Origin of the sequence: Streptomyces sp. NPDC088746, assembly GCF_044751065.1 — a bacterium.
In the GTDB taxonomy this organism is placed as follows: Bacteria; Actinomycetota; Actinomycetes; order Streptomycetales; family Streptomycetaceae; genus Streptomyces.
The window spans coordinates 1,087,923-1,105,263 of sequence record NZ_JBIVLA010000001.1 but is presented as its reverse complement, the minus strand read 5'-3'; the positions used below and the strand labels follow the sequence as shown (position 1 = coordinate 1,105,263).

The 17,341-nt window shown below is 69.6% G+C and carries 16 protein-coding genes and 1 tRNA gene; 11 read left to right on the top strand and 6 right to left on the bottom strand.

The annotated features are described in order from the left end of the window. Positions 1–39 precede the first annotated feature (39 nt). From ACIP63_RS05230 to ACIP63_RS05220, 3 genes are read right to left on the bottom strand one after another with little or no spacing between them, the layout of a single operon-like run. Positions 40–1,662 carry a hypothetical protein gene (locus ACIP63_RS05230; protein WP_401511596.1) on the bottom strand — a complete coding sequence of 541 codons (1,623 nt, stop codon included), beginning with the start codon at positions 1,660–1,662 and terminating at the stop codon, positions 40–42. After that, on the bottom strand, positions 1,655–4,651 hold the full coding sequence (locus ACIP63_RS05225; RefSeq protein WP_401511594.1) for an alpha-mannosidase: 2,997 nt from the start codon (positions 4,649–4,651) through the stop codon (positions 1,655–1,657). Before ACIP63_RS05225 ends, ACIP63_RS05230 begins: the two co-directional genes overlap by 8 nt. After that, on the bottom strand, positions 4,644–5,615 hold the full coding sequence (locus ACIP63_RS05220; RefSeq protein WP_401511592.1) for a LacI family DNA-binding transcriptional regulator: 972 nt from the start codon (positions 5,613–5,615) through the stop codon (positions 4,644–4,646). Before ACIP63_RS05220 ends, ACIP63_RS05225 begins: the two co-directional genes overlap by 8 nt. A gap of 223 nt (positions 5,616–5,838) precedes the next feature. On the opposite strand from ACIP63_RS05220, the gene ACIP63_RS05215 reads away from it, so the two are divergent. The 7 genes from ACIP63_RS05215 to ACIP63_RS05185 all read left to right on the top strand — a co-directional run bounded on the left by ACIP63_RS05215 (position 5,839) and on the right by ACIP63_RS05185 (position 13,555). Beyond that, positions 5,839–7,491, top strand: a complete 1,653-nt coding sequence (locus ACIP63_RS05215) for an ABC transporter substrate-binding protein (protein ID WP_401511590.1) — start codon at positions 5,839–5,841, stop codon at positions 7,489–7,491. Beyond that, the gene (locus tag ACIP63_RS05210; protein ID WP_401511588.1) at positions 7,488–8,549 is read left to right on the top strand and encodes an ABC transporter permease; all 1,062 of its coding nucleotides are present in this window, start codon (positions 7,488–7,490) and stop codon (positions 8,547–8,549) included. Before ACIP63_RS05215 ends, ACIP63_RS05210 begins: the two co-directional genes overlap by 4 nt. 11 nt (positions 8,550–8,560) lie before the next feature. Beyond that, a complete protein-coding gene (locus ACIP63_RS05205; RefSeq protein ID WP_401511586.1) occupies positions 8,561–9,457 on the top strand; it encodes an ABC transporter permease in 897 nt (298 codons plus the stop codon). A gap of 26 nt (positions 9,458–9,483) precedes the next feature. Next, positions 9,484–10,509 (top strand): ABC transporter ATP-binding protein, encoded by a 1,026-nt coding sequence (locus ACIP63_RS05200; RefSeq protein ID WP_401511584.1) that lies wholly within the window; start codon positions 9,484–9,486, stop codon positions 10,507–10,509. Further along, positions 10,506–11,525 carry an ABC transporter ATP-binding protein gene (locus ACIP63_RS05195; protein ID WP_401511582.1) on the top strand — a complete coding sequence of 340 codons (1,020 nt, stop codon included), beginning with the start codon at positions 10,506–10,508 and terminating at the stop codon, positions 11,523–11,525. Before ACIP63_RS05200 ends, ACIP63_RS05195 begins: the two co-directional genes overlap by 4 nt. 44 nt (positions 11,526–11,569) lie before the next feature. Beyond that, positions 11,570–12,652, top strand: a complete 1,083-nt coding sequence (locus ACIP63_RS05190) for a glycoside hydrolase family 76 protein (RefSeq protein ID WP_401511580.1) — start codon at positions 11,570–11,572, stop codon at positions 12,650–12,652. Between the two features lie 333 nt (positions 12,653–12,985). After that, positions 12,986–13,555 (top strand): hypothetical protein, encoded by a 570-nt coding sequence (locus tag ACIP63_RS05185; protein WP_401511578.1) that lies wholly within the window; start codon positions 12,986–12,988, stop codon positions 13,553–13,555. Between the two features lie 182 nt (positions 13,556–13,737). Here ACIP63_RS05185 and ACIP63_RS05180 read toward each other — a convergent pair. The 3 genes from ACIP63_RS05180 to ACIP63_RS05170 form a co-directional block, all read right to left on the bottom strand. Beyond that, positions 13,738–13,819: transfer RNA gene (locus ACIP63_RS05180), tRNA-Arg, on the bottom strand. A 67-nt stretch (positions 13,820–13,886) separates the two neighbouring features. Next, a complete protein-coding gene (locus ACIP63_RS05175) occupies positions 13,887–14,084 on the bottom strand; it encodes a hypothetical protein (protein WP_401511576.1) in 198 nt (65 codons plus the stop codon). Between the two features lie 50 nt (positions 14,085–14,134). Further along, positions 14,135–14,890 carry a GntR family transcriptional regulator gene (locus tag ACIP63_RS05170; RefSeq protein ID WP_401511574.1) on the bottom strand — a complete coding sequence of 252 codons (756 nt, stop codon included), beginning with the start codon at positions 14,888–14,890 and terminating at the stop codon, positions 14,135–14,137. Positions 14,891–14,968: 78 nt separating this feature from the next. Between ACIP63_RS05170 and ACIP63_RS05165 the strand changes: the two genes are divergently transcribed. The 4 genes from ACIP63_RS05165 (at position 14,969) to ACIP63_RS05150 (ending at position 17,040) form a co-directional block, all read left to right on the top strand. After that, positions 14,969–15,247: a hypothetical protein gene (locus ACIP63_RS05165; protein ID WP_401511572.1), complete on the top strand. Its 279-nt coding sequence runs from the start codon at positions 14,969–14,971 to the stop codon at positions 15,245–15,247. A 526-nt stretch (positions 15,248–15,773) separates the two neighbouring features. Next, positions 15,774–16,001 carry a hypothetical protein gene (locus tag ACIP63_RS05160; RefSeq protein WP_401511570.1) on the top strand — a complete coding sequence of 76 codons (228 nt, stop codon included), beginning with the start codon at positions 15,774–15,776 and terminating at the stop codon, positions 15,999–16,001. Positions 16,002–16,009: 8 nt separating this feature from the next. Beyond that, positions 16,010–16,741, top strand: coding sequence for a GntR family transcriptional regulator (locus tag ACIP63_RS05155; protein WP_401512266.1), 732 nt, complete (start codon positions 16,010–16,012; stop codon positions 16,739–16,741). Further along, positions 16,738–17,040: a hypothetical protein gene (locus ACIP63_RS05150; RefSeq protein WP_401511568.1), complete on the top strand. Its 303-nt coding sequence runs from the start codon at positions 16,738–16,740 to the stop codon at positions 17,038–17,040. The genes ACIP63_RS05155 and ACIP63_RS05150 overlap by 4 nt, the downstream gene beginning before the upstream one ends. The last annotated feature ends 301 nt before the right edge of the window (positions 17,041–17,341 follow it).

The following is a 17,341-nucleotide window of genomic DNA, read 5'->3' as shown; positions in this document are numbered from 1 at the left end:
GAGGTCAGGACGGGGTCGCCACACAGGGAGGCGGGCCTGTCAGACGGGGTAGGGCCATCCACTGCCTCCGTCGCTCCAGTCGTACAGGAGCGGACCGTCCCCAGCCGCCCAGTGCCGGGGGACCGTGGTGCGCTGCCAGTCGAGCGGCTCGATGCCACCGGGCTCGCCGCCGTCCAGTGCCCTGCGGACGGCGGCGGACAGGTCATCGTCCGCCTGCGCGGTCCGGGCCGCGGGGTCCACGGAGACGAAGAGCGCCGTACCGGAGCGTGCGACGAGATCGAGGTACTGGCGATGTGCCGACCAGGGAGTCTCCGGCGTGCAGGGCACACAGTCCGCGTCCACGTGGAAGAGGCGGCCATGCTGCGCGAGACGGAAGGCGAGCGCGTTGACGCCCATGCGGCGGGTACGTCGCCAGTCGCGGCCCGAGGTGTCGTCGCCGACGCGCTGCAGGTGTACGAGGCCCGCGGCGAGGTGTCCGACGGTGTTGCAGCCGATGACGAGCGCGCCGTCCGCGGCCCGGGCGATCGCGCGGTAGAAGTCCACGAGGATCTCGGCCGTGGTCCGGGAGCGGTCCGCGAAGGTCCAGTCACGGTCGACGAGCCGGGCGGGCTGACCGGAGGCGAAGCGTCCCGTGACGTCGTAGGTGGAGAAGTCGTGCTTGAGGAGTTCGTAGCCCCAGGAGCGGAAGCGGGAGACGTCCGCGGTGACCGTGTCGAGAGCGGCCGAGGTCGAGGGGTCCAGGGGGTGCCCGCCGTCGAGGATCGTGCCCGGGCGGGTGGCGGGGGTCTCGACGGACGAGAGCAGCGGGCGGAACCACAGGCCCGGGCGGGCGCCCGTCTCGCGGATGCGGGCGGCGACATCGGCCATGTCGTCGAACACCCCGGGCAGCCCCCTGTCCCAGGGGCCGCCCGGTGCGGAGCCCCCGCCCTCGGTCCAGCCGTCGTCGATGACGCAGTAGGGCCGCACGGGGTGCCCGTCGGCGTACTCGACGACGGTTCGCGCGTCGCGCAGCACCGCGTTCGGGCCGAACCCCTTTCCGTAGGCGTAGTACCAGTTGTTGCACCCGACCACGGGCTCCGCAGGGAGGAGGGGGTCGGGGGACATCGCCGAGCTCAGGTCTCGGTGCGCGGCGAAAGGGGAGTCGGCCCGCGCGGTGACCACCGTCGCCACGTCGACGACCCGGCGGCCCGGTCGCACCGGCAGCGCCCCGGAGCGTAGGTCCGCCCACAGCGTCACTTCGTCGTGTGCGACCGTCCACGCACACATAGCGCCGGCGCGCGTGCGCACCCCCCAGCCGGTGGTCGGCCCGTCGAAGCCGGCGGAGACCAGCGCGTACCAGGGAAGGGGACGGTCGGGCTGAAGCGGCCGCCATTGCAGATCTCCGTAGGCGCGCTCCCAGGCGTCACCGAGGACGAGGGCGTCGGCGGGCGTCGGCACGCGCCAGCGCAGGACGATCAGGGAAAGTCCCTCGGGCGGTGCCTCCGCCGTGAGACGCAGGGCGTCACCCTGATGGGTCACCTCGATACGGGCGCCGCCGGCGGTGAACACTCCGTCACCCTTGTGCGTCGCGAGGCGGACGTCGTGAGTACCCGTCACGACCTCGACGGAGTTGGGCAGGTCGGGCACAGCGGTCTCCTTGCGCGAGGACAGGGGTTCAGGCACGGCACAGCCGTACGGTGCGGATCTGGAAGGGGTGCAGGTGCAGAGGCCCGTCCAGGTCGGTGGTCGGCCGCTCCAACAGGTCGGCCTCACAGGTGCGCACCACGGGGAAATCGGTGTGCAGAGTCGTGACGGCCCGTCCGCCCAGGGACTCGTACAGCCGGACGACCACGTCGCCGCTGCGGTCGTCGGCGAGCTTGACGGACTCGACGACCACGGCGGCGCTGTCGCTGCGCACCAGCGGTGCGACAGGCCTGCCGGTGACGGACCGCTCCGGCAGATTCGCCGCGTATCCCTCGCGCACCGCGTCGGCGATGTGCGCGCCCGGCACGAGCCCGTAGCGGAGCACGTGCCGGCCCTGGTCCGCCCCGGGGTCGGGTGAGAGGGGCGCCCGCAGCAGCGACAGCCGCACCAGGGTGCCCGAACCCTGACCGCGCCGGGGGACACGCGTGATGTCGTGGCCGTACGTTGCCTCGTTGACGACGGCCACCCCGTAGCCGGGCTCGCCGACGTGCACCCAGCGGTGCGCCGGGATCTCGAACTTGGCCGCGTCCCAGGTGGTGTTGGAGTGAGTGGGGCGGAAGACATGGCCGAACTGGATCTCGGCGGCACTGCGCTCCGCGTGCACATCGAGCGGGAAGGCCACCTTGAGCAGCTTCTGCCGCTCGTGCCAGTCGACCTCCGCGGTGCAGTCGACCCGGCGGGCGCCGGGCCGCAGCTCGATGGTCTGCGTGACCACGGACGACCCGAATCGCCGGGTCACGCGGATGCCGTGCTCGACGACCTCGATGGCATCGACGCCCGTCAACTCGACCGTGTGATCACGGTAGTTCTCGTCGATGTCCCAGGCGTCCCACTGGTTGGGCAGGTCACGGTGGAGCTGGAGCACATTCGCCCGCTCGCCGGGCATGAGGGCCTCGCGGCGGGCGGTGTGGTCATGGACCGAGGTGATGAGCCCGTCGCGGTCCGCCGTGACGGTCAGCACGCCGTTGGCGATCCGCCATCCGTCTCCGTCCGGCCGTACGAGAACGGTGGCGTCGACATCGGCGGGCGGCTGCGCGGACATGGCCGGCACACCACGGCGTGTGTGGGGTGCGGAGTTGACCGTGAGCCTCGCCCTGCCTCCTGCCGTCACGGCGGCCAGCGACTCGGCGACGATCCGCTCCAGGTCCTGGGCGGCGGCGTCGTAGGCCGCCTCGGCCTCGCGGTGGACCCAGGCGATGGAGGAACCCGGCAGGATGTCGTGGAACTGGTGGAGCAGGACGACCTTCCACAGCCGGTCCAGCTCCTCGTACGGGTAGGGAAGGCCGGTACCGACGGCCGCGGTGGCGGCCCACAGCTCCGCCTCTCGCAGCAGGTGTTCACAGCGGCGGTTGCCCTGCTTGGTCCTGGCCTGGGACGTGTACGTGCCCCGGTGCGACTCCAGGTACAGCTCGCCGGTCCATACCGGTGGGGAGGGGTACTCGGCGCGTGCCGCGGTGTGGAACGCGGCGGGGGAGGAGAACTCCACCCGCGGTGAGCCCTCCAGGTCGCGCAGGCGGCGGATTCGGGCGAGCATCTCCCGGGTGGGGCCGCCACCGCCGTCGCCGTGACCGTAGGGGATCAAGGAACGGCTGGCGTGGCCCTTCTCGGCGAAGTTCCGTGCGGCGTGGTGGACTTCGCTGCCGGTGATCTGTGCGTTGTACAGATCGGCGGGCGGGAAGTGGGTGAAGATCCGCGATCCGTCGATCCCCTCCCAGAAGAAGGTGTGGTGGGGGAAGCGGTTCACGGTGTTCCACGAGATCTTCTGCGTGAGGAACCAGTCGGCACCGGCGAGCTTCATGAGCTGGGGGAGCGCGGCGCTGTATCCGAAGGAGTCCGGGAGCCACACCTCGTCGGTCTCCACACCGAACTCCTCCAGGAAGAACCTTTTCCCGTGCGCGAACTGACGGGCCATCGCCTCGCCGCCCGTGAGGTTCGTGTCCGCCTCCACCCACATACCGCCCACGGGGACGAAGCGCCCCTCGGCGACCTTCTCCCGCACCCTGGCGAACACGTCGGGCCGATGGTCCCGGAGCCAGGCGAACTGCTGGGCCTGGCTCATCGCGAAGACGAACTCGGGGTCTTCGTCGAGGAGGTCGACGACATTGGCGCAGGTGCGGGCGACCTTGCGTACCGTCTCGCGCACGGGCCACAGCCATGCCGAGTCGATGTGCGCGTGCCCGACGGCACTCAGGCGGTGCGCGCTGGCATGCGCCGGAGCCGACATGGCCCCCTTGAGCTGATCGCGGGCCGCGGAGGCCGTGGCACCGATGTCCTCGGGGTCGAGCTGGTCCAGCGCGCGCTCCACGGCGGTGAGGATCTCCCATCGCCGCGCGTCGTGCAGGTCGAGCTGGCCCATGAGCTCCTGGAGTACCTCGAGGTCCTGCACGAGTTCCCACACGACGGTGTCGACGACCACCAGGTCGAAGGCGTGCGTCCGGTAGAGGGGCCCGGTGGAAGCGGTGCGGGGGTCACCCTGGAGGGAGGGACGGAAGTCGAACCCGCTTCCCGGGGTGCCGATGGCCGAGAGATTGGCGGCGGCCTCGATGTAGAACTCGACCAGCTCCCCGCCGTCGGCGCTACGGCTGACGGGCAGCCAGTCCGAATACGGGTTGAGCCCTTTGACCGGTGTGCCCTGGGCCGTATGGGCGAGCCCTTCGCACTGGAAGCCGACCGAGCCGCGGTCGAAGCCGAGGTCGGCCACGAGCTCGACCCGCCGCCCGCGCCAGGAGGCCGGAACCGTCGCCCGCACATGGAACCAGGTGGTGGACCACGGCCGGCCCCATGGTTCGCCCGCACGATGGGGCAGGTAGTCGAGAGTGGCCAAGGCGGTCTGCACAGAGGGAGGCTCGCCGTCCACGGCTGCGGTCCGGACCTCCACCGGGACGCGCTCCGGATGGATGGCCGGGCGTATGCGGTCGCGCAGCTGGCGGGTCAGGCGGTCCTCGGTGAGGGCGCGGCGGTCATGCATGGTCGGTGCTCCCGAAACGAGTCAGTTCGGTGGGAAGAGTGATACGCCGGGGCTTCGCCTCGTCGCCGTCCATACGCCGGAACAGCAGCTCGGCGGCGATCCGTCCCAGCGCCCGGGCGTCGTAGGTGACCAGGGTCAGCGGGACGTGCAGCAACTCGGCGAGCTCGAGAGGGTCGAAACCGGTCAGGTCGACAGGGCTCCTGTAGCGGTGCACGGCCAGGGCCGCGCCCACGGTCATACGGTTGTTGTCGGCGAACAGCGCCGTCGGAGGGTGCGCGCCGGCGAGTAGCGAGGCGGCGGCTTCCTGCGCGTCCTGGGTGTCGTGGTTGCTCAGGCGGATCAGCGAGGTGTCCGGGGTGACGCCGTGCTCGCGCAGCGCGGCCCGGTAGCCGGCCAGGCGATGTGCTCCCGTGGTGACACCGGCCGCGCCACCGATGTAGCCGATGCGCCGGTGGCCGCGCTCGAGCATCTCCGCGACCGCACGGCGGGCCCCGCCCCGATTGTCCAGGGTCACGGCGTCGGCCTCGACCCCCTTGGGCCGACGGTCCAGGAAGACCATGGGGCACCGCCCGGCGAGGTCCCGCTCGATGTGCGTGTGGTCCTCCGGGCGCGGCATCACGAGGAGGCCGTCGACGCGGCGGCGGGCCATCTCCTGAAGGACTTCCTGCTCGCGGGCGAAGTCGCGGCGGGTGGAGCCGAGCAGGACCACGAAACCACGGTCGCGGGCCACTTCGTCCACTCCGTCGGCCACCGCCGCGGAGAACGGGTTGCCGAGATCCTCGACGACGAGTCCGAGTGTCGCGCTGGTGCGGCCGGGGCGCAGCGTGCGGGCGATGTCGTTGGGCTGGAACCCCATTTGCGCGATGGCGTTCTCGACCCGCTCCTTGGTGGCGCGACCGACGTATCGCTCGCCGTTCACGACGCGCGAGACGGTGGAGACGCTCACGCGGGCGACACGAGCCACGTCGCGCATGGTGGGTTCCGATCCCATGGGAAGCCTCTCGGTGGATGGCGGATCCGGGCGTTGCGCAGGGGTTGACGGGAAATTGCCCCCTGGTTACGTTCTCAGGGAACGTTATCAGAATGCGCTTTCTGACAACGATGTCTGACGCGCGCCGGTATCTCAACTCCCCTTCAGAGAAAGGGTGGTTGGCGTGCGCGGTCGCCGGAAGTGAAAGGAAAGTTCGTTGCCTGACCTGTCACGGCGATCCATGATGGCGGCCTCGGGTGCGGGCCTGGGGGTGACGGCCGCCCTGCTCTCGGGCTGCACCCTCCCCGGCAGTGGCAGGGGCGGCCGGTCGCGGACCCTGGCGCTGTCCAACCGCAACTCCTCCATGGTGCGCAACTTCAACGTCTTCTCGCCGGCGTCCACCATCGGCTCACTGGCCAACTTCGTGTACGAACCCGCCCTGTGGGCCGTGGAGATGGGCGGTGGCCGCGTCGAACCCTGGCTGATGAAGTCCTACGAGTGGAGCGACGGCGGACGCGCGCTCACCCTGAGCGTCCGCGCCGGAGTGCTCTTCTCCGACGGCGCGCCCTTCACCGCCGAAGACGCGCTCTACAGCTTCCAGCTGCCGCTGCGCATCCCGGAGACCAACGCGGCCGGAGTCACCTACACCCACGCCGAACGCTCCGGCCCCGACGCCGTCACCCTGCGCTGGGACCGGCCCGCTTACCAGGAGCTGTTTCCGCTCGGCACACTCAAGATGGTGCCGAAGCGCCACTGGGAACACCGCTCCGTCACCACCTGGGACAATCCGCAACCGGTCGGCACGGGCCCCTGCACCGTGGACTCCTTCTCCACCGCGCAGGTCCGCATGAAGGTGCGCGACGACTACTGGGGCGGCCCCATGGCCCCGGATTTCGTCAGCTTCCGGACCGTCGGCGAGGACAACGCCAAACTGCGCATCCTCGCGCACGAACTGGACTTCCTCGACATCTCCTGGCCAGGCGGCGCCCGCTACTTCGACGCGCGCGACCCGCACCTCAATTCCTATGTCCCCTCTCCCAACGGGTCGTTCGCGGGGATCTTCTTCAACCACGCGAAGCGCCCCTGGGGCGATGTGCACGTGCGGCGCGCCCTCAACCTCGGACTGGACCGGCGCGTCGTCTCGCGCCTGGTGGCCACGGACCAGGCACCCGCCAACGCCGCGGGTCTCGCCCCGAACGTCTTCGGGGACTACCTGCTGGACGAGTACGCGGTCGTACCCGACGCGGACGCCGACGCGGCGCACCACGAACTGGCGCGCGGCGGCTGGAAGGTCGCGGCCGGACGTCTCGAGCACCGCGACGGGCGTCACTACACCGTCAAGCTCGCCTGCTTCGCGGGTATCCCCTCCCACCGCATGCAGGCGGCGGCGGTGGCGGACCAGTGGCGTCGCAACCTGGGCGTGGACGTGCAGCTCTCCGCGGTCAACGTGCCCACCCTCGTGGACCGCATCAACAAGGGGCAGTTCGACCTGCATCTCTCACCTCAGGGAGGCGGCTCCATCTACAACCACTTCCGCTTGCTGATGGACGCCAACACGGTGACGCCGATCGGCAGGAGCACCCTGTTCAACGCCATCCGCTGGGACGACAAGGAGACCGCGGATCTGCTGACCGACCTGGCAGCCACGCGCGACCCCGGCAAAACCCGGCGGGTCGTGGCCGGACTCCAGCGCATCATGGCCGACAGGGTGCCGGCCATCCCCTTCATCTGGTCCTGCAACTGGGCCGCGCGCACGACCGCGTACTGGACGGGCTGGCCGGCCAACAAGGACGGGGACTCTCCCCTGGGCGTCAACTCCGCGCCCGCCGCCGCCACGCTGCTGCGCTCGCTGAAGTCGGTGGCGGCATGACCGGGACGACTCTCGCGCCACCGGTTTCGCCCGCCCCCGCGGCCCGCGGCCGCAGGCGCTCCGGGCACTTGCGCGGCTGGGCCGGGCGTCTGGGTTTCTACCTCGTGGCAGCGTGGTCCGCCGTCACTCTGAACTTCGGGCTGCCGCGTCTGATGTCCGGCAACGCGACCGATGCCATCACCCAGCAGATCGCCACGAAGAGCGGCGGATCCGTTCCGCCCGAGACCGTCGCCTCCATCCAGAAGCTCTTCGGCGGCACCGACCAGGGACTCGTCCGCGAATACCTCTCGTACCTGGGCCGGATTCTCCACGGGGATCTAGGGATCTCGCTGACGAACTACCCGACTCCGGTGGGAGAGCTCATCACCTCCGCCCTGCCCTGGACCCTTCTCCTGGTCGGCACCGCCACCGTGCTGTCCTTCCTGGTCGGGTCGGCGCTCGGCGCCCTCTGCGGGTGGCGTTCGGGCAGTCGCATGGACTCGGTCCTCAGCCCGCTGTCCACGTTCCTGAGCTCGGTCCCGTATTTCTGGGTGGCGCTGTTCGCGCTGTGGCTGTTCGCCTTCGTCCTCGGCTGGGCACCGCTCGCAGGCGGCGCGGACCCCGACGCGGAGTCCGGCAGCCCCGCCTTCTGGCTCTCGACGCTGCACTACGGGCTCCTGCCCGTGATCACCATGGTCTTCTCCTCCTTCGGCGGATGGCTGCTCGGCATGCGCAACATGACGCTCACCACGACCAGCGAGGACTACGTCCTGCTCGGCCGCGCCAAGGGGCTGTCGCCCGCCCGCGTCATGTTCCGCTACGCGGCCCGCAACGCCGTCCTGCCCACCTTCACCAGCTTCGCCCTGGCCATCGGCTCGGTGATCGGCGGGGCCGTCGTCACGGAGACCGTCTTCGGATATCCGGGCATGGGCAACCTGCTCGCCGGAGCCGTCAGCAACCGCGACCTTCCACTCATGCAGGGGATTCTGCTGTTCACCACGCTGGCCGTCCTCGTGGCCAACTTCCTCGTCGACAGCCTCTACGTCCTCCTCGATCCCCGCACCCGGCGCCAGAACTGAGGAGCCACCGCATGCTGCGCAACCGCAAGGTCCAGGCCGGGGCGGCGATCTTCGCCCTGTGCGTGCTGGGCGCCGTCCTCGGGCCCTGGTTCACCACGCACGTCCTGGGCAGCGACCCGAACACCCTCGACTACCTGGAGGTCAACAAGCCGCCTAGCACCGGCCACCTCCTGGGTACGACAGCCTCCGGCGAGGACGTCCTGGCCCAGGTCATCGCGGGATCCCGCGGATCTCTGCTCGTCGGCGTCGTCTCCGCCCTGATCGGGACGGGACTCGCGATCGTGTTCGGCGTGACGGCCGGCTTCTTCGGCGGCTGGGTCGACACCGTCCTGAACTTCGTCACCAACCTCTTCATCGTCATGCCCGTCTTCGCACTGACCCTGGTGGTGGCCGGATACGCCGAGAACATCAGCGCGCCGGCCATCGCCGTGATCGTCGGCGTCTTCGGCTGGGCGGGCGGCGCCCGTACTCTGCGCGCCCAGACCCTGAGTCTGCGCAACCGCGACTTCGCCCACGCCGCCCGCATGCTGGGGGAGAGCCGGCTGCGCATGGTCTTCGTCGAGGTCTTCCCGCTGTTGTCCGGCTGGGTGTTCGCGATGTTCCTGCACGCCCTGATCGGCGGAGTCCTCGCCGAGGCGGGCCTGGCGTTCCTCGGTGTCTCGGACCTGAACAACCCCTCCTGGGGGACCATGATCCAGAATGCCCAGGAGCAGAACGCGATCCTCAACGGGCAGTGGTGGTGGTTCGTACCACCGGGTCTGTGCATCGCGGCCCTCGGCACGGCGACCGGGCTGATCAACTTCGGCATCGACGAGATCGCCAACCCCCGCCTGGCCGACGCGCGTACCCAGCGCAAGGCCGCCCGCCGAACCAGCGTGAAGCCCGCCCCTTCCCCGATCCGTCCGTAGCCCCTCGACGGGCTCAGGGAGACACCATGCCCCTCACCACACCCACACCGTCCGGCTCCGCAAGCACCGGAACTCCCTCCTCGGAACCGGTGCTGGACATACGCGGACTGCGCGTGGAGTACCTGACCACGCCACCGGTCCTTGCCTGTGCCGACATCGATCTGACCGTTCACCGGGGCGAGATCCTCGGTATCGCCGGAGAGTCCGGCTCCGGCAAGTCCACTCTCATCACCGCCCTCACACGCCTGCAGCGCCCGCCCGCCGCCACAACGGCCGGTGAGCTCGTCTACCACCGCGACGGCACTGCCACCGACCTGCTCACCCTGGACGACAGGCAGATGCGGCGCCTGCGCTGGACGCGGATCGCCGTGGTCCTGCAGTCGGCCATGGACGCCCTCAACCCGGTCATGCGCCTGCGGGCCCAGTTCGGCGACGTACTCAGGGAGCACCGGCCGGGCATCGGACGTGACGAGGCCGATGAACGGATCGCCGAACTCCTCGGCATGGTCGGCATCCCCGCGGGCCGCGCGCGGGCGTACCCCCACGAGCTCTCCGGCGGCATGCGACAACGTGCCTCCATCGCGCTGGCGTTGGCCTGCGAACCCGAGCTCGTCATCATGGACGAGCCGACCACCGCCGTCGACGTCATCATGCAGCGCCGGATCATGGGCCAGATCCTCCGACTGCGGCGGCGCATCGGCTTCGCCGTCGTCATCGTCACCCACGACCTGTCCCTGCTGCTCGAGACTGCCGACCGTATCGCCGTGATGTACGCCGGCCGCATCGTCGAGACCGCCGAGGCCGCCACGCTCTACCACCGGCCCCGGCACCCCTACACGCGTGGCCTCAAGGCGTCGTTCCCGCCACTGCACGCGCCGGTCGAGGTACTGCACGGCATCCCCGGCTCACCACCGGACCTCACCCGCCTCCCCGAGGGCTGCGCCTTCCACCCACGCTGCCCCCATGTGTTCGACCGCTGCCGCACCGAGCGCCCGGAGCTGGAACACGCGGTGGCCTGCCATCTCGACGACACGACACGGGAGAGCCGATGAGCACGCCGGTCCTGCGGGCGTTCGATCTCACCAAACACTTCGACGCCACCGGCGGAGCACGGGTCCACGCCGTGGAGAACGCCCATCTCACTCTGGAGCGCGGCCGCATCGTGGCCCTCGTCGGCGAATCCGGCTCGGGCAAGACCACCGTGGCCCGGCTCCTCGCCCGCATGTACACCGCGACGTCCGGCGCGCTGGAGCTCCACGGCAAGCCGGTCGACGTACGGGCACGTCCGCGCCGCGACTACCACCGGGCCGTACAAATGATCTTCCAGGACCCGTTCGGCTCGCTGCATCCCAGTCACACGGTCGGCTACACCCTGCGCCGCCCGCTGCTGATCCACGGCCACGCCCGTGGGAGGGCCGAGGCGGACGGACTCGCGGCGGAACTCCTCGAACAGGTCGGGCTCACGCCGGCATCCGACTACCTCGGCAAGCTCCCGCACTCCCTGTCCGGTGGGCAGCGGCAGCGCGTCGTCATCGCCCGTGCCCTGGCCGTACGCCCTGAAGTGCTGCTCGGCGACGAACCGATCTCCATGCTGGACGTGTCGATCCGCCTCGACATGCTCAACCTGCTCGCCAGGCTCCGGGACGAGCAGGGCCTCGCCCTCCTCTACATCACCCACGACATCGCGTCGGCCCGGTACCTGTGCGACGACATCCAGGTGATGTACGCCGGTCAGATGGTCGAGGGCGGCCCCAAGGACGCCGTCATCAACACGCCGCGGCACCCCTACACGCGCATGCTCGTCGAGGCCTCTCCCGACCCGGCCCACCGGCTCGGCGAGCACGCCTCCGCGCCGTACGACGAGGACGACGCGCTCGGTGAACCGCCCAACCTCACCGACCCGCCCGCCGGGTGCCGCTTCCACCCACGCTGCGCGTTCGCCATGGACGAGTGCCGCCGCGCCTTCCCGCCCCGTACGGAACTGTCCGACGGCCACTGGGCCCACTGCTGGATGCACGACAAAGGCCGCGGCCATGAGCTCGCCACACCGCTTCGCGGCCTTGCCTGATCCCGCACCCGACTGAACCCGCACCCGACGAAGGGAACACCCCCATGCGCACCCACAGGCCCTTGCTCGCTGTCCTGGCCACGGCCGTCGGCCTCTGCCTGGTGGCAGCCGGTCCCGCCACGGCGCGGCCCGGCGCCGACCGCCACCAGGACGCCGTGGCCGCTGTCGACGGGCTCATGACCTGGTGGAACCCGGACAGCGGTGACTTCGACACCACGGGCTGGTGGAACAACGCCAACGACCTCCAGGCACTCCTCGACTTCTGGCAGGCGCCCGGCGACACCGGGGGCCACGACATCGAGCAGCTGGCCGCCGAGATCTACGACAAGAACGTCGGCGTGAAGGACGGCCAGTTCCGCAACGACTACCTCGACGACACCGGATGGTGGGGGCTTGCCTGGCTCAAGGCCTACGACCTCACCGGCGACCGGCGCTACCTCGACACCGCCATCGCCGACGCGAACCACATGTGGGCCCACCACGACAGCACCTGCGGCGGCGGCATCTGGTGGAACTACGCGCACCAGTACAAGAACACCATCACCAACGAGCTCTTCATCGCCCTGTCGGCGGGCATCCACAACCGTCTCGACGGCGACACCACGCACCTCGCCCGCGCACAGGACGTCTGGGACTGGTTCCAGGCGAAGAAGCTCATCAACGGCGACGATCTCGTCAACGACGGGCTCAACACGGAATGCGTGAACACCGGCCGGACCGCGACGTGGACCTACAACCAGGGCGTCATCCTCGGCGGCCTCGTCGAACTCCACCGGGCCACCGGCGACGCGTCCGCCCTTGCCCAGGCCCGCCGGATCGCGGAAGCCGTGATCGCCTCGCCCCTGCTCGCTCCGGGCGGCATCCTCTCCGAGCCCGACGACGACGCCACGGACGGTGGCGCCGACGGGCCCTCCTTCAAGGGCGCGTTCATGCGCAACCTGGGCGCCCTGGACCGGGCCCTGCCCGGTCGCCCCTACTCCGCCTTCATCGACCGGCAGGCCGATGCTCTCCGTACCCTCGACCGCAGCGGGAACTTCTACGGGTTCCACTGGAACGGTCCCTTCGACAAGGCGGACGCGGCACGTCAGCACAGCGCGCTCGACGCCCTGACCGCGGCCGTGTACTGACGGGAGCTGGTGCCCTGCATCCGTACCGGCTGCACCGGCAACCGTGCGGAGCGGCGTTCGAGGGGTACGCAACCGCCACCTGCGGCGATGCTTCCGCTCGCGCCCCGTCACGCCGCGTACCACCGGAGGGTGTCGAGGTGATCTCTCCGCAGGCGACACGCCCGATGGGGACTTCACGACGCGACCACTGTCATGTCACGAACGTGTCCTGAAGACGATCAAGAGGCAACTCGGGCAACCGCACCGGCCGTCTGGGAGGACGGAAGCCACACGGGCGAACGGTCGCCCGGCCCACTCGCCCGCGACACCCCCACGCAGAGGACAGAGACCAGCATGCGCACTCGGAAGATCTCGGTACTGACCATGACCGCGGTGGCCCTCGGCCTGGCGCTGACGGCATGCAGCAACGACGGTGGCGGCAACGCGTCCTCTGCCGCGAGCAGCTCATCGGTGACGGCCACGAGCACCCAGCAGTCCGACACGGTGGAGGGCAAGTCGTCCGGCACGCCGGCGAAGTCCGACACGAAGTGCACGGACCAGATCGACTACGCGGGCGACTCCCGTTCGAACGCCGAGATCAACTCGATCGGTGAGGACACGGGTACGTGCCCGCCGGTGCAGAAGTCCGGTGAGGCGTCGGGTACGCCGAAGGACCCGGGTACGAAGTGCACGGACCAGGTCGATTACGCGGGCGACTCGCGCTCGAACGCCGAGATCAACTCGATCGGTGAGGACACGGGCACCTGCCCGCCGGTGCAGAAGTCCGGTGAGGCGTCGGGCACGCCGAAGGACCCGGACACGAAGTGCACGGACCAGGTCGATTACGCGGGCGACTCCCGTTCGAACGCCGAGATCAACTCGATCGGTGAGGACACGGGCACCTGCCCGCCGGTGCAGAAGTAATCGCCGAGCGCCCCTGCCCCCCACCCCTGCCCGGTGACAGCCGGACAACGCCGGACCGGCCCTCGCCACCGCCCGAGGGCCGGTCCGGCGCTTACGTTGCTGCTACGCACCGCTGGGTATCGTGCCTCTGACCAGCGAAAAGGCCCTCCGGGGTGGAGGGCCTCACAGTGGTGCGCGATGTGTGCCCCCGGCAGGACTCGAACCTGCGGCCAAGCGCTTAGAAGGCGCTTGAGCTGACCGGCAGATGGGTGGGCCTGACCTGGCCGTTTCCGGATGCTGAGCGCGGAGGTTCGGTGACTTCGACACGCATTCGACCTGGCCCGGAGTCGGTCTACGGCCGCCGGTAGGCCGAAGGGTCGACACCCGCTTCCGGCTTCCTGCTGAAGGACACGTAGGCGGGGTGCTCAGAGTCTCCTGCCTGCATGAGGGCGAAGAGATCGAGGTCATGGTTCGCGAACCTGTGGAGGTACTGGAGAAACAACTCCAACTCCTCGTCTGACAGCCGCTCATCGTGCCGCTCGTTGCGCATGGCATCACGATACGAGCCGAGGGGCTACGGCATGAGGCAGCTCTGTCCCGTTAGCGGTTGATCGGGATCTCGTAGACGATCTCGCAGTGAGCGGAGGGCACGACGATGTCCGCTGTCTCGACGGGCCGTCCCCCGTCGCTGTAGTACGTCCGCCGGATGTGCGTGACGAGCGCGGCCTTCTGGATGCCGAGTAGCGACGCCTCCTCGGCGGTCGCCTGCCGCGGCTCCGGCTGCTCTACGGCGTGGCCGACGGTGATACCGATCGCGGCCATGCGGTTCACGACACCCGCCCCGGCGTGTGGCCCTCCCTCGGGGAGGACGACGAGCGTGCCGACCGTGAGTTCGTACGGCTCCCAACTCGTCGACAGCTGCACGGGTCTGCCGTCCGCCAGGAACTCGTACGTCGTACGGACGCACAGCTCGCCCTCGGCGATGCCCAGCCGCGCCGCGATCTCCGCCGGCGCCGGCACCTTGGCGTCGGTCCGACTCTCCCAATCCCCTTGCCTGCCGACAGCCTTCATGTCCGAGCGGAAAGGGGACCCGTTGGGCTGCTCGCGCGCCGAGGAACGGACCACCCGCACGCGCCGCCGCGACTCGGCGACGTACGTGCCTGATCCGGCGCGACCCTCCAGCACGCCCTGGGAGATCAGCAACTCCTGCGCTCGGCGGACCACGTTCTCACCCACGCCGCACTCTTCGCCGATCTGGGCGCGGGAGGGCAGGCGGTCCCCCGGCTCCCAGACGTGCTCCGCGATGCGCTGCCGGAGTTCGTCGGCGATGCGGAGATAGGGCGGCTGCTCAGGCATGTGGAAAATCTAGTCCACTAGCTCTAATCTAGTTAACTAGCTTCACTCAAAGTGATCGCTGGTGACGGAGGCTGCCCTGTGCCCGCTTCGGGAGTTAGCGCGGCGGCCCTCGCCGCCCGCCTGTCCGCCCTCGGGCTTCTCACGCGAGTGGACGAACACCCCCGCCACACGTCGGTGGAAGCGGAGGTGCCGGACGCACTCTCCGCCGAGTCATGGCGGGAGGTCCTGGAGGTGGTGGCGGAAGCCGACAGCTTCGGCCTCCTCGCCACCAGCATGAACGGCCGCACCCTCTGGGCGGTCGTACGCAAAACGGTCCCCGTGACGGGCGATGTCGGGGGACCGGGCCATCAGCGATAGGAGCTGACCAGCGTGCTCAACCGTATCCGCCGTGCCGTCTCGCTCACCAGAGAGCGGCACTTTCCCAGGGGCAGGCACCGCCGCCCCTTAACGTCCACCAGGCCGTCGCTGGCCTGTGCCTCCTCTGGGCCCGCGAAGGTGCTAACGCCGGTCCGATGGCAGGGCCGAGACCTGGCGAACCTGGCGGGCTCGCTCGCCGGCGAGGACAGCGTACTCGTCCGCCCGTGCGTGCTGGCCTGGGAGAAGCGTGAACGGCCACGGCGTTCGATGGTCATGGCGCCCCATCTGCCGGCCGAAGCCTGGTCGCGCCTCGGGGGAGTCCGCTGATGCCTCCTCGCCGCCAGTGCCACGTCACGGACGCTACGCCCGTCCCCTACCGATCGACCGCATGCCGGATCGGCACTCACGACGCCTGCGGGGAGTCCTCCCCGGCGGTGGCACCCGTCGACCTGCCGGTGATCTACGAGATGTGCGGCTGCCCATGCCACCCCACGCCCCGCCAGCCCACGCCGGCGGAGGCACAGCGGTGAGGCAACGGGCGATCAGCGGTGCGTTGGTATCCCAGCCCATCGAGATCACCTCGACCACTGTGCAGCGCGGCGACGTCATCCAAGTCGGCGGCCGGGCATGCCGGGTGAGCAACCTCTTCCAGTTACCCCAAGGCTCCAAGCAACTGCTGTTCGAGTCGGGCGAGCTGCTGACTATGCACGCGCGGACCCGGCTCGTCGCCGTGCGGATGCAGAGAAGGCGGTGATGCAGACCATGAGTTCTCGCCATCACGACATCGCCGATGACCTCAAGCATCAGATCACGACCGGCCGCATCAAGGCCGGCGACCGCCTTCCGTCCGAAGTCGGACTGGCCCGCCAATACGAAGTCAGCACGGCGACCCTGCGGAGCGCTCTCGCGGTGCTTCAGGGTGAAGGCCTCGTCGAAAAGATCCACGGCAAGGGGAACTTCGTCCGCCGCCGCCTCCGGAAGATCATGTACGTCGGTGGCTGGGGGACGCTGGACCCGTGGACAGCCGCTGAGGCAGCTCTGCATGTCACGGACCGCGTCACCACGATCGAGGCGCACGGGCACCTGGCAACCCTGTTGCGAGTTCCGAACGGCAGCCCCCTGACGGAGCTTCTCAGCATCAGCTACCAGGGAGAGTCCCCGCATAGCCTGGCCCGCATCTATGTCCCGTGCGGCCTGGATCCCACCGGGCCGCTCGGTGACGACTCCTCATATGCGCGGACAGAAGAGAGCTTCGCTGTGCTGAGCCCTCTGTCGGCGGAAGTCCGGGAGACGGTCTCGGCGCGCCCGCCGACGCCAGATGAGGCATCCACCCTCCGGATCAACCCCACCACTGCGGTGCTCGCGATCACACGCGTCGCCGCCGACACCGCCGGCCGCGTCGTCGAGGTCGCACTTCTGGTGTTCCCGGGGGACCGCGTCGACGGGGTCTTCACCACTCACCACGTGCTCGACGAGAGGCAGACGCAAGGATGACGACACAGAACGAGCTGCGGCTCCTCCCGTGGACGGGACCGGAGGGCAAGCCCTGCTACCTGAGCACCGACGACAGAAACGGCTACATGTCCCGTCTGGCCGACAACATCGAATCGGAGCAACTCGAGACAGCGGCCGCACTGCTGAAGCAAGCCGCGGAAACCCTCGGTGACGAGCGCGCAAACCCGGGGGACATGCAACTCCTGGCGAAGGAACTTACCGGAGCGCTACGAGACGTACTCCGCGTAGCCACCAGCCGCGGTCACCTCTTGGACGCGAGCGAACCTCACCGCTTCTGAAGGCGTCGGCAGGCAACGGCTTCACCGGCGGAAACGGAACGGATAGCGGAGTCCGAGTAAGGTCTCGGACTCCGCGATCCGTTCCGTTGCACTGGCCCACGACCGGACAGCCTTCTGGTTCAGCAACTAGCAGCTTCAGAGTCCCTTCGGGCTTGGTCGCGCGGCAGCGTCAGTCGTCAACGGATCGGGTCTGGCACCGGACGGACCGCAGGCGGTTCATCCGGCAGATCAGCCCACATCCACCAGCCCCCACGCAGACCCGCGCACCGTCAGCGAACGGCCAGCCCAGCAACAGCGAGTC